13 protein-coding genes are annotated in these 13,652 nt (G+C 71.6%); 10 read left to right on the forward strand and 3 right to left on the reverse strand.

The genetic code is table 11. The features are described 5' to 3' along the window. Positions 1-168 precede the first annotated feature (168 nt). Both BDW27_RS01885 and BDW27_RS01890 read left to right on the forward strand, forming a co-directional pair. The gene (locus BDW27_RS01885; RefSeq protein ID WP_110047964.1) at positions 169-801 is read left to right on the forward strand and encodes a transcriptional regulator; all 633 of its coding nucleotides are present in this window, start codon (positions 169-171) and stop codon (positions 799-801) included. 23 nt (positions 802-824) lie between these two features. Further along, positions 825-2,261: a PEP/pyruvate-binding domain-containing protein gene (locus BDW27_RS01890; RefSeq protein ID WP_110047965.1), complete on the forward strand. Its 1,437-nt coding sequence runs from the start codon at positions 825-827 to the stop codon at positions 2,259-2,261. A gap of 58 nt (positions 2,262-2,319) precedes the next feature. On the opposite strand, the gene BDW27_RS01895 is transcribed toward BDW27_RS01890, so the two are convergent. Together BDW27_RS01895 and BDW27_RS01900 are read right to left on the reverse strand one after the other, a co-directional pair. After that, the gene (locus tag BDW27_RS01895) at positions 2,320-3,522 is read right to left on the reverse strand and encodes a TAXI family TRAP transporter solute-binding subunit (protein WP_110047966.1); all 1,203 of its coding nucleotides are present in this window, start codon (positions 3,520-3,522) and stop codon (positions 2,320-2,322) included. Between the two features lie 70 nt (positions 3,523-3,592). After that, complete coding sequence (locus tag BDW27_RS01900) at positions 3,593-4,069, reverse strand: YkvA family protein (protein ID WP_110047967.1); 477 nt, start codon at positions 4,067-4,069, stop codon at positions 3,593-3,595. A gap of 711 nt (positions 4,070-4,780) precedes the next feature. On the opposite strand from BDW27_RS01900, the gene BDW27_RS27360 reads away from it, so the two are divergent. The 8 genes from BDW27_RS27360 to BDW27_RS01940 all read left to right on the forward strand — a co-directional run bounded on the left by BDW27_RS27360 (position 4,781) and on the right by BDW27_RS01940 (position 12,543). Continuing rightward, positions 4,781-6,079 (forward strand): hypothetical protein, encoded by a 1,299-nt coding sequence (locus BDW27_RS27360; RefSeq protein WP_199560514.1) that lies wholly within the window; start codon positions 4,781-4,783, stop codon positions 6,077-6,079. 63 nt (positions 6,080-6,142) lie between these two features. Next, entirely contained in the window at positions 6,143-6,922 is a 780-nt protein-coding gene (cpaB, locus tag BDW27_RS01910) for a Flp pilus assembly protein CpaB (protein ID WP_110047968.1), read from the forward strand. Positions 6,923-6,928: 6 nt separating this feature from the next. After that, positions 6,929-8,338 carry an AAA family ATPase gene (locus tag BDW27_RS01915; protein ID WP_017543759.1) on the forward strand — a complete coding sequence of 470 codons (1,410 nt, stop codon included), beginning with the start codon at positions 6,929-6,931 and terminating at the stop codon, positions 8,336-8,338. 58 nt (positions 8,339-8,396) lie between these two features. Continuing rightward, complete coding sequence (locus tag BDW27_RS01920; RefSeq protein ID WP_110048088.1) at positions 8,397-8,774, forward strand: pilus assembly protein TadE; 378 nt, start codon at positions 8,397-8,399, stop codon at positions 8,772-8,774. Further along, positions 8,771-9,172, forward strand: coding sequence for a TadE/TadG family type IV pilus assembly protein (locus tag BDW27_RS01925; RefSeq protein ID WP_110048089.1), 402 nt, complete (start codon positions 8,771-8,773; stop codon positions 9,170-9,172). The genes BDW27_RS01920 and BDW27_RS01925 overlap by 4 nt, the downstream gene beginning before the upstream one ends. Before the next feature lie 54 nt (positions 9,173-9,226). Beyond that, positions 9,227-10,552 carry a CpaF family protein gene (locus BDW27_RS01930; protein ID WP_017543756.1) on the forward strand — a complete coding sequence of 442 codons (1,326 nt, stop codon included), beginning with the start codon at positions 9,227-9,229 and terminating at the stop codon, positions 10,550-10,552. An 82-nt stretch (positions 10,553-10,634) separates the two neighbouring features. Further along, complete coding sequence (locus tag BDW27_RS01935; protein WP_110047969.1) at positions 10,635-11,567, forward strand: type II secretion system F family protein; 933 nt, start codon at positions 10,635-10,637, stop codon at positions 11,565-11,567. 64 nt (positions 11,568-11,631) lie between these two features. Beyond that, positions 11,632-12,543, forward strand: a complete 912-nt coding sequence (locus BDW27_RS01940) for a type II secretion system F family protein (RefSeq protein ID WP_110047970.1) — start codon at positions 11,632-11,634, stop codon at positions 12,541-12,543. An 82-nt stretch (positions 12,544-12,625) separates the two neighbouring features. On the opposite strand, the gene BDW27_RS01945 is transcribed toward BDW27_RS01940, so the two are convergent. Continuing rightward, entirely contained in the window at positions 12,626-13,603 is a 978-nt protein-coding gene (locus BDW27_RS01945; protein ID WP_199560515.1) for a nitroreductase/quinone reductase family protein, read from the reverse strand. Positions 13,604-13,652: the final 49 nt, after the last annotated feature.

Below are 13,652 nucleotides of genomic sequence, written 5' to 3' on the forward strand. Positions count from 1 at the left end.
CACCCACAGGGGTGCGTCCCCCTCTCAGAGGGACGCACCCCTGGGCGAACGGCCCCCACACCCCCGCACGGTGGCCCCCACCACGGCAGGCACCAGGCCTCGATTTCACATGTTCTCACCATTCAGATGATTGAAGTATCTTGAACGGAGAACTCGGAAGGGAAGGCCATGGAGCCCGAGACCACACCGCACACCACCGAGGCGGACCTGCTGGTCCTGCACGCCCTGCGCTGCGCCGGGTTCTCCGGCACCACACGGCTCGCCGAGGCGACCGGTCTCAGCGAGGACGAAGCCGAGTCCGAGCTGATCGACCTCGCCCTCTCAGGACTGGTCACCCGCACCGGAGGGACCTTCGGCGGCTGGGGGCTGAGCGAGGCCGGACGCACGGAGGGCGCCACACGGATCGCCGCCGAACTGGGCACCACCGGCACCCGCCCCCTCGTGGAACGCGCCCACGAGGGCTTCATCGAACTCAACCCGGAGCTGCTCGACCTCTGCACGGCCTGGCAGCTACGGCTCGTGGACGGCGTACCGGCCGCGAACGACCACACCGACGCGGGCCACGACGCCCGGGTCCTCGACCTGTTCTCCGACCTCGACCAGCGCCTCACGGCCGTCTGCGCCGACCTGTCCACGCGCCTGGTCCGCTTCGGCCGCTACCGGGGCCGGCTCTCCGGCGCGCTCACCCGTGCCCGGGCGGGGGCCCTTGACCAGGTCGCGGACGGCACGACCTCCTACCACGCGGTGTGGGCCCAGCTCCACGAGGACCTTCTGGCCACCCTCGGCATCCCCCGGTACTGACGGACCCAGGAAAGGCGATCGCGATGACGTGGACCCATCCGCTCTCGGCACGGGTCGAGCAGGGCCCGGAACTGTTGGGTGGCAAGGCCCACGGGCTCCTCACCCTGAGGCGCCTGGGCCTCCCGGTACCGGCGGGCTTCGTCGTCACCACCGAGGCCAGCCGCGCCTTCCGGCACGGGGGCCGGCTCCCCGACGGGGCTCGCGACGAGATCGCCACCGCCGTCAGCGCCCTGGAGGCCGAGACCGGACGACGGTTCGGCGACACACACGATCCCCTGACCGTGTCCGTGCGCTCCGGGGCCGGTGTCTCGATGCCGGGGATGATGACGACGATCCTCAATCTCGAGCTGCCGACCACGGACCCCGGCGTCGCGGAGGACCCGTTGGGAGGGCTGTACCGGGCGATCGCGGAGGTGTTCTCCTCCTGGGACACCCCGCGCGCCCGGACCTACCGCGCGCTGCACGGCGTGCCCGACGACCTCGGCACCGCCGTGACCGTGCAGGCGATGGTGTTCGGGGACCGGGACGCCCGCAGCGGCAGCGGGGTCGCCTTCACCCACGACCCCAACACCGGAGAACACGTGCCCTTCGGCGAGGTGCTGTTCGGCCGCCAGGGGGACGCCGTCGTCTCGGGCAGCGCGCTGACCAGCCCCCTGCGGGCCCTCGCCGACCGGGAACCCGCCGTGTGGGCGGACCTCGTGGCCGCTCTGGACCGCGTCTCGGAGCATCACCGCGACGCCTGCTACGTCGAGTTCACCTACGAGTCGGGGCGGCTGTGGATGCTCCAACTGCGCCCCGCCCGCCTTGTCGGGGCCGCCGCCGTCCGCGTCGCGGTCGACCTTGCCGAGGCGGGCGTGATCAGTCGCGCGGAGGCCCTGCTTCGGGTCCCTCCCCCGCACCTGCGGCACGCGCGCACGGCACGCGCCGTCCTGCCCGACGGGCGGCCCCCGCTCGCCCGGGGCGTGGGCGCCTGCCCGGGGGTGGCGGTCGGCCGTGTGGTGACCAACGCGGACCGGGCGGTCAGTATGGCGGCCCGGGGGCCGGTGGTCCTGTTCCGCCCGGAGACCTCCCCGTTGGACATGCGCGGTCTGGCCGCCTCGGCCGGGATCGTCACCGCGCGGGGCGGCCCGGCCAGCCACGCCGCCGTGGTCGCCCGGTCCATGGGCACCCCGGCCGTGGTGGGGGTGGAGGACCTGACCGTGGAGCCCGACGGCATCCGGGTGGGTGACCGCCACGTTCCCGAGGGCGCGCTGGTGACCGTCGACGGGACCGGGGGCGAGCTGGCCTTGGGCCGTGTCCGGGTCACCTCCGGCGAGGGCTCACCCCAGCTGGGGCGGCTGCTCGCGTGGGCCGACGAGGTGGCGGGGCGCCCCGGCGGGGGCTCGTGTCCGGGCATGGAGACGGGCCCGGAGGCCGAGGAGGCCCGCCTGCGCGCCGCACACACCGCTCTGCGCGGCTAGCCCGCACCTCGCCGACCGCTGACCGCCGCCACTCCGAGGGCGGTGCCCCCGGGCCCGGTCAGAGCACACCGCGTTCGCTGAGGTAGCGAGCCGCGCCAGGGTGGACGCTGTCCGGATCCACCCCGCTCAGTGCCTGGTCCACGGTCGCGATCTGCTCGTTGGGAGCGTGGTCGCCGAGTTCCTCGTAGACGGCGCGTACCAGCTCCTGGACCAGGTCCTCGTCCAGGTCGGCGTGCGCGTACAGGGTCTCCCAGGAGGCCAGGAGGTTGGTGTCCCCCTCCTGCCCGGGCAGACTCCCCGCCTGCACGGAGAGATTCGTGTAGGCGGGGTCGACGCGGCTGACCGTCGCCACCACCTCCTCCGGGACGTCTAGGACACGCAGGTCCATCCCCTGCCGTTCCAGGTGGTCGAGCTCCGCGTTCCCTACCCGGCCCCAGAGGACGTGGACGTCGACGTCCCCGTCGATGAAGGGCTGCTGCGGGGTGTCGGTGTCGAAGTCGTAGCCCGAGACGACCTCCATGGAAAACGGGTCCAGCCCGGCCGAGAGCAGGGTCAGGTCGCTCAGTTCGAGGACCTCCGGGTCGTCCCCGGAGAAGACGGCCGTGGTGCCGGCCAGGTCGTCGAGGGAGCGGATGCCGGAGTCGGCCCTGACGACGTACTGGAGGGTCCAGGCGGAGACGTTGCCCAGTACCAGGATGTCGCGTGGCTCCCCGACCGGGTCGCCGTCGCGCACGTCGAGGGTGCCGTCCCGGAGCTGGGTGTACCAGGTGTTGTGGGTGAGGACCACGTCGTTGCGGTAGGCGGCGCCGTTCCCGGGGGCCTCGACCTCCTTCTCCAGGGCGCGGAACTCCACGCCCGGGTCCATGAGGTCGTGGGCGACCTGCTCGGAGAAGGTGACCTCGTCGATGGCGTCGGTCCACACCTCGCAGATTTCCCGGGACAGGCGGGAGTTCCCCAGGCCCCAGGTGGGTTCGCCCAGCAGGTAGTCGCCCGCGTAGGGGACCGTTGGCTCGTCGCCGGCCGTGTGCTCGGGTTCGGGTGGGCCGATGAGCCCCGGAAGCGCCCAGTAGAGGGCTCCGCCGAACAGGGCGAGCGCGAGCACCGTGGCTCCGACGATCAGCGGGGTCCCGACCCGCCCCTCGGCGTCCGGAGTCGGCCGGTGGGCCGCCAGCGGGTTCGGGTCCGCCCCGTGGCTCTGGGGCTCCTGTGGACCGTGACCCCGCTGGAGGCGCGGGTCGGGCACGTTGGGGGATGTGTCCACGATGTCCCTTCAAGGACTTCTCTTCGCTTTTTGTCCCCCTGAGCCTAGAGGGGCGGCGCGGACGTTTCGATCAGCGCCTCTGTCGCTGGTGGTCCGCCTGATCCGGGCCAACATGCCGCCCCGGGGCCTGGTACTCGTCCTGCCCCGGGTACTGGCCCTGGTGGGCACCCTGGCCGGGGTGCTGGCCTGGCTGGTTGGCGCGACCGAAGGCCTCCTGTGCCCGCTGCCCGCGCTCCCAGACGACGAAGCGCTCACTCTCCCCCAGCGCCATGGTGGTGAGCCAGACGGCGACGGCGACGTCGTCGACCAGGCCGAGCACCGAGAAGATCAGCTCGGGCACGAAGTCGATCGGGGAGATGATGTAGCCGACCATGACCAGCATCATGAAGAGCTTGCCGCCGCCGAGCTCCGGGTAGCGCCCGCGCAGCTTGGCACCGAGCATGCGGGGGACCGCCCGAACCCGCTCCCACAGCGAGACCTTGCTGTCCGTGTTCTGGATGACCTGCCAAGCGGCCGCACCGGCGGCGGCCCGGTTTGCCTTGCGCATCGTGTTCGTCTCCTCAGGGGGCAAGTGACTTCTCAAGATATGACGCGAAGTCACCCTCGTTCGTTCCCCGTGGCGTGGAGGACAACCCCGAACGAGACCGACGCGACATCCCCGCCCCACCCCTCCCCGGTCCGCGGTTGTCCACAGAAGGACCGGTGGTACTGGTGACTCCGGGTCCGGAGGGGCATCCTGGAGGGACGGCACACCCGCCTCTCCTCGCATTCCTCGCCCCCACCCCGCCGTCGCCGATCCGCCCCCGGACCCGACCGCGACCACCCGACCAGCTCCGACACCAACGAACGTCCAGTGCCCAGGGCCCGGAAACCCGGAACGCAGGCATCAACCGAAGAGGACAAAAGGCACGAAGGCATAGGATTGGCCCGCCACTCACCGAAACGCGGCCGAACCAACGACACGGGCGTGCCGGACACGCGACCGACTCCCCCGTCCCCGACCGACACGAGATTCCCCTCCCGTTCACGGGGTCACCTTGGCCTCATTGACGAAAACGCACCACATGGCGCAACCCGTGCCCCAAGGTGGTGATTACCGGGCCTCCCGCAGTGCCGCACCCATTCGTTACGATGCGTCCGAGTGGCACCTGAGACGCGGGGCGTCTCTGAAGCAACCGACCTCGCCCGAGCGCGCAGAACCGATGGAGCCTTTCCAGTGTCCAATGCCCTACCGCGGTCGGCGACGACCGTAGCCCTGTTGGCGGACATCCCCAGCACGGGCCACGTGGGCGAGACCGGAGCACGGCGGTTCGCCATGACAGGCGACGACGTGGGCGCCCGCAGCGCCGCCTTCGTCCTCTTCGCCAAGGAGGAGGTGCGCGCGGGCCGCAGGGTCGTCGCGCTCTATCCCGCCTGGCAGTCCACGGACGCCCGCAAGGCGGTCGACTTCGCGCGGGCCGCCCTGCGCACCGACCACATCGCCGGGATCAGCGTCGACCTGTCCCCGCTCGCCCTCTCCCTCATCGCCGACCAGCTCGCCTACCTGGCCCCCTACCTGCCTCCGGGGATGGTGGCCGCGCTCAGCACGGAACTGCCCAAGCACCTGTTGGCCGGGGCATGGCTGAGAACGGTGTCCGGGTTGTCCACGCTCCCCACGAGCCTGCGTCAGCACATGGGATCGTACGCGCCCACGGTCTCCTTCCTCGCCTACTGCGCTCCCTCCGCCCAGGTGGGCCGTCTGCGCCCCTCGGACGCCATCAGCGTCCCCTTCCGCCCGGTGCAACCGGTTCAGCTGCTGTGCTCCACCCCGGACCCGAGCATCACCCGGGTGTTCGACGAGAACCTGCCCCAGGCCATCCAGCCGGTGGCCACCCGGACCCTGCCGGTCCAACCCCTCGGCAGCACCTACTGGGGCACCCACAAGTACGTGGAGTTCGTGGCCCTGAGCGCCCACCCCCAGGCTCTCGCCTACGCCGCCGGGGCGCTCAGGGCGACGGAGTGCACCTGGTGCGGCGAACCCGTGACCGCCACCCCGTGCCCGTTCTGCCGCGGGGTCGGCAGCGGGGACCCCGCCGCGGCCCACCACCCCGGCCCCTCCGCCCAGGCCACACACACGTCCCAGTCCGCCCCGGCCCCCGCTTCCCGTAACGGCGTCCACGCCCCCCAGGGCCCGTTCGCACCCCGCGGCGTTCCCTCCGGGGCCCAGGCCCCCGTCGCCCCCTCACCGCCCCCCGGCACGCCCGGCCCGCCCCCTCCGATGGACCCGGCACCGCGCAGGCCCCCCAACCTCCAGGGGAACACCGGCCCCCAGGCGCCCCGACCGCCCCAGGTGGGCCCGGTCGGGCAGGCGACCACGAGCCCTTGGAGCGCCCCGCCCCACCGGACCGGCCCCAACCCGCCCATCGGCGCGGGCGCTCCGCCCGGCGCTCCGCGTACCGATCCACCCCCCGTACCAGCGCACGGGCACCGACCGTCCGCTCCGCCGAACCCGTCGGAGGGCGACGCCAAACCGGACGGCCCGCCGCGCACGGAATCCCCCAGAACCTACTCCCGCTAGGGCCCGCCGCTCCGACTCCAGGACGGACGGCCCCCGACGACACGGAAACGGATACCACCCCCTATGAACCCCCGTCAGCGACGCGGCGTCCTGCTCATGGTCGTGGCCGCTATCGGCGCCGTCGCCGTGTTCGCCTCCGTCTTCACCTACCTCAACAGCCAGCAGGACCAGGTGGGCAGGGTCGCCACCGTCCTGGAGCTGGTCGAGGACGTCGACGCCAACCAGCCGCTGGGACAGGACTCATACACGACCGTCGAAGTGCCCGCCTCCTACTTCGACCCGGAGGTCTTCATCTCCGACCTGGACGAGATCGAGACCCCCGAGGGCCAGGAGCTGGTGGCAGCGAGCCACCTCACCGAGGGGTCGATCCTCCAGCACGGCATGGTCAAGCCCCAGCCGACCCTGACCGCGGGTGAGCGGGAGATCGCGATCATGGTCAACGCCGAGACCGGGATCGCGGGCAAGGTCCAGCGCGGTTCGGTCGTGGACATCTACGGCACCTTCCAGGCGCGCGATCACGGCGAGGCCTGCGCCACCCGGATCGTCACGGAGGTGGAGGTCCTGGACATCGGGGAGCTGCGCAGCCAGGAGTCCGAAGCCGGCGGGGTGGCGGGCGTCGTACCGGTGACCTTCCGTCTCGACCCGCAGACCGCGCTCCAGCTCGCCTACGCCGAGGAGTTCGCCTCCAAGCTCCGTATGGGCCTGGTGAGCGCGGCGGGCGGGGGCGACCCCGGTGACACCCAGGTGTGCAGCGGTGACTTCGAGGGTGTCTTCGAGAACTCCGGTGGCGGATCCGGTTCGGACGAACAGAGCGACCAGCGGCGCATGCCGCATGAGGGGTAAGTACCAGTGAACTTCCGAGTCCTGGCGGGGATGCCCACCTCCGAGACGGAGATGGTGATCGCGGCGCGCTTCGAGGAGCTGGCCGGGGCCGACCTCGTCTCGTCCCGCCTCACCAGCACGGATCTGATCAACGCCGCGGGCGAGTACCCCGACCTGGACGTGGTCCTCATCCACCAGGAGCTGGGCCCGGCTCCGGTCTTCGACACGATCCGGGACCTGTCCCACCGCCATCCGCAGTTGGCCATCCTGCTGGTCTCGCCGTCGATGGACCCGGACACCTTCACCGCGGCCATGGAGGCGGGCGCCCGGGGAGTGCTCCCCGCCGACTCCGGCGCCACCGAGCTGGAGACCCGGGTGGCCAGGGCCGCCGAGTGGTCGCGCACCCTGCGCCGTCACCTGGAGTCGGCGTCGTTGGACCTGCCGACCTCCGGGGCGCGCGGCCGGATCGTGACGCTCAGCGGGGCCAAGGGCGGGGTGGGCACCACCACCTGCACCGTGCACCTGGCGATGGCGGCGGCGAGGCGGGACCGGCTGGTGTGCCTGGTCGACCTGGACCTCCAGGCCGGTGACCTGCCCGCCTTCCTCAACCTCCAGCACCGCAGGTCCATCACGGACCTGGTGGACGCCGCCGACGACATCAGTCCCGGCATGCTCGCCGAGACCCTCTACGTGGACCCGCGCGGCCCCCACGTGCTCCTGGCGCCCCAGCACGGCGAGCGCGGCGAGGACGTCACCGCACGGGCCACCCGCCGCATCCTGAGCGCCCTGCGTTCCCGCTACGAACTGGTGATCGTGGACTGCGGCTCCACCATGAACGAGGCGACCGCGATGGCGGTGGAGGTGGCCGACAGCTCGGTGGTGACGGTGACCCCGGACGTGCCCGCGCTGCGGGGCGCCCAGCGGCTGATGGCGATGTGGGAACGCCTCCAGATCCGCTCGCACGAGGATGTCCACTCGCTGGTCACCCGGCACAGCCGCAAGAACGAGATCCAGCCGGAGTTCCTCCAGCAACTGCTGGGCACCAAGGTCCTGCGCACGCCCGTCCCCGCCGCCTACCGGGCGCTGGAGCCCGGGGAGAACAGCGGCGACCCCACGAAGGTGACCGACGAGGGACTGCGCAGGGCCTTCGCCCGGCTCGCGTCGGAACTGGACCTGCTCGTGCCGCCCAGCGCCGTCGCGGGCGGCACCGGGCTGGGCGGCCACACCACGCCCTCGGCCGAACTCCCGCAGGGACTGGCCGGGCGGGCCTCCCTCCCCCAACCGTCGTCGGGTCCGACCACCAGGGACGTGTCCGGCTTCCTCAACGCCATGGGCCCTGACCCGACCACCACCGGGAACCAGAGCCGACCGGCCGGCCCCTCCCCCTCCTGGGGGCAGAGCGGCCCCCAGCGGTCGGGGGGAGGCATCGGTGCCTGAAGAGCGCGGAGGCCTCCGGAGACACCGGGGCCTCCGGGACGACCACGGCGCGATCTTCGTGGAGTTCGCGGCCATGGTGCCGTTCATGATGCTGGCGCTGGCCCTGGTGTGGCAGGTGCTGTTGATCGGCGTCACCTCCATGTACGCGTCCCACGGCGCGGCCGAGGCGGCCCGGCAGGCCTCCGTCACCCCGGACGACATGGCGCGCATCGACGAGGAGGCGCGCAAGCGGGTGCGCGCGCCCTGGGACGGCGAGGACGTGCTGACCACGGAGGTCGTCGAGAAGGACGGTGCCCGGTTCGCCCGGGTGAGCCTGGACATGCCGGTGTTCCTGCCCGGTGTGACGGCTCCGTGGCCGATCACCGGGGAGGCGAAGGTGGTCACCGAGGTTGCGCCGCGAGGGACCTCGGATCCGGAGGGGGTGGAGGCACCCTGAACGGCACACCCTCCCCCGGGCGGCTCCGGCGCCTGCTGTTCGGCGGCCGTCCGCGCTCGGACCGGGGCGGCCCCATCCTGGAGTTCGCCGCGATCCTGCCGGTGCTGCTACTCACCGTGGTGGTGGCGATCGAGGTGTTCCTGGCCTTCGTGGCGATCGAACGCATCGAGTCGGCGGCCAGGGCGGGCGCCCGGGCCGCGGGGACCCAGCAGCTGTCCGGGGCCGAGGACGCCGCCCGCACCGCCCTGCCCGGCTGGTTGGACGACGCCACCATCACGAGCGGGGCCAACGACAGTGAGGGGTACTTCGTGGAGGTCTCGCACCCGCTGCCGATCGTGTTCTCGTCGGTCGAGCTGAACCTGACACTGACCCGACGGGTGGACATGCCGAACGTGTGAGGCGAGCGAACCAGAAACACCGCGACGGGACCGGCGAGGGAGGAGACGAGGGGCATGGGGCTGAAGGACCGTTTGGAGGAGGACCGCGGCGTCGAGGAACGCGCGGACCGCGGCAGTGTGACGCACTGGCGTCGGCGCCTCCTCGAGGAGATCAACCTGGAGGACCTGACCCAGCTGACGCTCGCACAGCGGCGCGTGCGCCTGGAGCGGGTCGTGGGGCACATCCTGTCCCGTGAGGGCCCGGTGCTGTCGGACCGCGAACGGTCGGTGCTGATCCGCCGGGTGGTGGACGAGGCCCTGGGGCTGGGTGTGCTGGAGCCGCTGCTGGCCGACGAGAGCATCACCGAAATCATGGTCAACGGCCCCGACAACGTGTTCGTGGAACGCGGCGGCCGCATGGAGCGCATCGACGCCGCCTTCAACGGTGAGGAGCAGTTGTACCAGACCATCGACCGGATCGTCTCGCTGGTGAACCGGCGCGTGGACGAGTCCTCGCCGATGGTGGACGCCCGCCTGCCCAGCGGGGAGCGGGTCAACGTGATCATCCCGCCGCTGTCCCTGTCCGGGCCGGTGCTGACCATCCGGCGTTTCCCCAAGCCCTACCCCATCGAGGAACTCGTGCGGATGGGCAGCCTGGACCAGGCCACCGGGGTGCTGTTGTCGGCGATGGTGCGCGCCCGGTTCAACATCGTGGTGTCGGGCGGTACCGGTACCGGTAAGACGACCTTCCTGAACGCGCTGTCGGCCTTCGTGCCCAGCCAGGAGCGGATCGTCACGATCGAGGACTCGGCCGAACTCCAGCTGATGCAGGAGCACGTGGTGCGGCTGGAGTCGCGGCCCGCCAACATCGAAGGGCGGGGCGAGATCGCCATCCGCGACCTCGTGCGCAACGCGCTGCGGATGCGCCCGGACCGCATCATCGTCGGTGAGGTCCGTGGTCCCGAGACCATCGACATGCTCCAGGCGATGAACACCGGCCACGACGGCTCACTGGTGACGGTGCACGCCAACTCGGCGGACGACGCCATCTACCGGTTGCAGACCCTGGCGACCCTGGGTGAGGGGAACATCCCCTACGACGCGATCCGCGACCAGATCAACAACGCCGTGGACGCGGTGGTGCACCTGGGCCGATGGCCCGACGGGTCACGGCGGATCAACGAGATCGCCGTGGTCTCCTCGCGCCGCCGCGAGGAGTTCCGTCTGGACCGGCTCATGGAGTTCGCGGCGCTGCCGGTCAACCCCGACCGCACCGTCGAGGGGCGGTACCGGCACCATCCGCTGCCCCGCCACGTCGCCGCTCGGATCTACCACGTGGGAGAGAGCATCCCGTCCGTGTTCGGGGTCGTGTCCGACGACCGCCCGCAGGGCAGCCCGTGAGGGCCCGACCAGCGTCCACGCGGACGCACCAGCGAAGTACGACACCGGGCCGCGCGGCGGTACCGGTCCGAAGGGAGTCCGGGTGAACTGGCAGGTTCCGGCGATCCTCGGCGGCCTCGCCCTGGTTCTGTTCCTGATGCTGTGGGCGCTGTGGGAGTTCCTGGCCAGCGCGGAGCAGCGGCGGCTGATCGCCGCCCGCAGCGCCCTGGACCAGGCGGAGTACGAGGCGTCCACCCCCCTGGCCCGGTTGGACGCACGGTTGCGGCGCACGCAGTGGGGTGCGCGGCTCGCTCGTCGCATGGCGCGCTCGGGCACGGACATGCGCCCGGCGACGTTCGTCGTGGCGCTCGTGTCGGGAACGCTGCTGACGGTCCTGGTGGTGTGGCAGGTCCTCGCGCCGTTCTTCGGTCTGCTGGCCGCGGTCGGCGTGGCGTTCCTGTTCTTCTCCTACCTGCGCAGGGCCGAGGCCAAGCGTCGGGAGGAGTTCACCAACCAGCTGCCCGACCTGGCCCGTGTGCTGGGCAACGCGACCTCCGCGGGGCTGGCGCTGCCGACTGCGGTGGCCATCGCCGCCGACGAACTGGACGGCCCGGCCGGGGAGGAACTCGGTCGGATGGCGGAGTCGATGAAGCTGGGGGCGAGCTTCGAGGAGGCCATCGCGGACCTGCGCCAGCGCATGCCGTCGCGGGAACTGGGCGTGCTGTTGTCCACCCTGGTGGTGGCGTCCAGGTCCGGCGGTTCGCTGGTGACGGCCCTGCGCAACATCTCCGGCACGTTGGAGAGCCGCAAGGAGACCCGGCGTGAGGTGAGCACCATCCTCAGCGAGACGACCTCCACCGTGTGGGCGCTCGCGTTCATGTCGGTGGGCGCGCTGTTCATGATCAACGGGATCGAGCCGGGGATCATGCGCACGATGACCAGCTCCGGAGCCGGGATCGCGGTGCTGCTGGTCGTGGCGGCGCTGTACGCGACCGGTTTCGCGCTGGTCGCCCGCATCACCAGGTTCAAGATGTAGCGCCCGGCCGCACACGTCACGGTCCTCCGGGACCCCCCGACCCCGCCCCTCGAAGGACACCCCCATGAACCTCCCGCTCCTGATACCCCTGGCGGCCGCGCTCGCCTCGGCCCTGGTCGTGCTGCTCGGTGTCTACGGCCTGTACCTGACCCAGTCGCAGACGCGGGTGGCCGTGGACGACCCGGTCGACGCTCCGGTGACCACCAAGAGCGACGAGACCTTCTTCCTGCACCGGATCACCGAGCGGATCGGGCGCCCCTTCTCCAGGGCGCTGATGGCCTCGATGAGCGAGGCGCTGAAGGCGTCCGTCTCCTCCCGTATCGAGGCGGCGGGGCGCCCGGACGGTCTGACCACGGAACGGTACGTGCGTCGCAAGGTCGGTGAGGTGGCCGTTTACGGTTCCCTCGCCGTGCTGGTGCTGGTGGCGGACTCCAGCCCGATGCTCGCCCTCCTGGCGTTGGCCTTCACGGGCCTGACCGACCTCAACCTGTACGTGCAGACCCAGGAGCGCGCCGACGAGGTCCAGACGCAGCTGCCCGACTTCCTGGACGTGCTCGCGGTGACGGTGAGCGCGGGCATGTCGTTCCGCGCCGCCGTCGCCCGGGTGGCGGTGTCGATGCCGGGGGTGCTGGCGGACGAGTTCACGATCGCGCTCCGGCAGATGGAACTGGGCACCTCGCGCCGGGAGGCCTTCGAGACCCTGCGCCGCCGCAACCGCAACGAGTCGCTCAGCAAGTTCGTCACCGCCATCCAGCAGGCCGAGGAACTCGGGGCGCCGCTGAGCGACACTCTGGTCGACATCAGCAAGGACATGCGCCTGGCCGACGCCCAGTACATGCGCCGCAAGGCCCAGCGCCTCAACCCGAGGGTGACGATGGTGACCGCCGCGACCCTGCTTCCCGGTCTTCTGATCCTCATCGTCGGTTCGATGTTCCTGGGCACCGAGATCAACCTCGGCACCCTGTTCGGGGGGTAGGCGCCCCGCGCCGGTACGGGAGCGTACGCGGGAGGCCCCGGGGACCGGCCGACGGTCCCCGGGGCGCCCCACGGCACGGGTGCTACGCCGGCGGGAAGGGGATCTCCGACAGCGTCGGGATGAGGGCTTCCTCCTCGAAGTCCAGGTGGGCCTCGAGCTCCTCGGTCAGGCGGTCGAGTTCGGCCATGAACCGCACGGGGTCGGCGGTGCGCACGTCGGCGAGCAGGCCCTCCAGCTCACCCCGGACGCGGTCGACCACACGGTGCTCCTCCACCAGGCGCTCGACGGGTTCCCGCAGGTGCGGGAAGCCCTCGGCCAGGCCGGGGAACACGGCGTCCTCGCTGGTGTGGTGGAAGTGCAGTGACTCGCAGAAGGCGAGGCAGTGCTGACGGATCTGGAGGTTGAGCCCCACCGGCTGCCCGGTCGTCACAGCGTCGCGCTCGGCGAGGTAGCGCTCGGCCTCCCCGCGCACGTTGGTGAGCTGGCCGCGCAGCCACGCGTGGATCTGGAACAGCTTGTCCGCGAGGTTGCGCACCTCACCGGAGCCGAACTCCGGTGAGGGCTGGAGCTCCACCACCGGGAGCCGACGCTCCACCCGGTCCTGGTAGTCGCCGTAGCCCGGGTGGCGGCGGACGATCTCCTTGAAGACCAGGTCGCGTTCCCCGCCCTCCAGCGGGACCGCGACGCACTCCCGGGAGTCCTCTCCCGGAAGTTCCACGGTCACCATGGGGTGGGAGAGCAGGTTGCGGTACCAGTCGGGGTCCTTCGGGGAGCCCCCGGCGGAGGCCACCACGTAGACGCGGTCGTCGATCCGGGCGAAGCCGAGCGGGTTGGTGTGTTCCCGGCCCGAGCGCGCACCGGTGGTGGTGAGCAGCAGCAGGTCGCTTCCGGCGAACTGGCCGCTCATGCGGCCGCCGTTGGCTCGGAACTCCGCCACCACAGGCGCGTTCCAGGGGCTCACGCCGGGTTCGGGGCGCGGGTGGGGTCCTGCGGGCGGCTGGTTCGGACGGCCCGCCCCGGTGTTGTCCTCGCTCGTCTGCTGGTTGTCGTTCTGCGTCAAGAAACGGTCCTCTCACTGAAGGTCGTGGAGGCGGACGTCCCCGGGGCGC

Origin of the sequence: Nocardiopsis sp. L17-MgMaSL7 (genome assembly GCF_003182025.1) — a bacterium.
GTDB classification, from domain to species: Bacteria; Actinomycetota; Actinomycetes; order Streptosporangiales; family Streptosporangiaceae; genus Nocardiopsis; species Nocardiopsis prasina.

Coding starts and splice junctions, on each gene's coding strand:
- BDW27_RS01885 (WP_110047964.1), top strand. CDS start 169: ATGGAGCCCGAGACCACACCGCACACCACCGAGGCGGACCTGCTGGTC.
- BDW27_RS01890 (WP_110047965.1), top strand. CDS start 825: ATGACGTGGACCCATCCGCTCTCGGCACGGGTCGAGCAGGGCCCGGAA.
- BDW27_RS01900 (WP_110047967.1), bottom strand. CDS start 4,069: ATGCGCAAGGCAAACCGGGCCGCCGCCGGTGCGGCCGCTTGGCAGGTC.
- cpaB (WP_110047968.1), top strand. CDS start 6,143: ATGAACCCCCGTCAGCGACGCGGCGTCCTGCTCATGGTCGTGGCCGCT.
- BDW27_RS01930 (WP_017543756.1), top strand. CDS start 9,227: ATGGGGCTGAAGGACCGTTTGGAGGAGGACCGCGGCGTCGAGGAACGC.
- BDW27_RS01940 (WP_110047970.1), top strand. CDS start 11,632: ATGAACCTCCCGCTCCTGATACCCCTGGCGGCCGCGCTCGCCTCGGCC.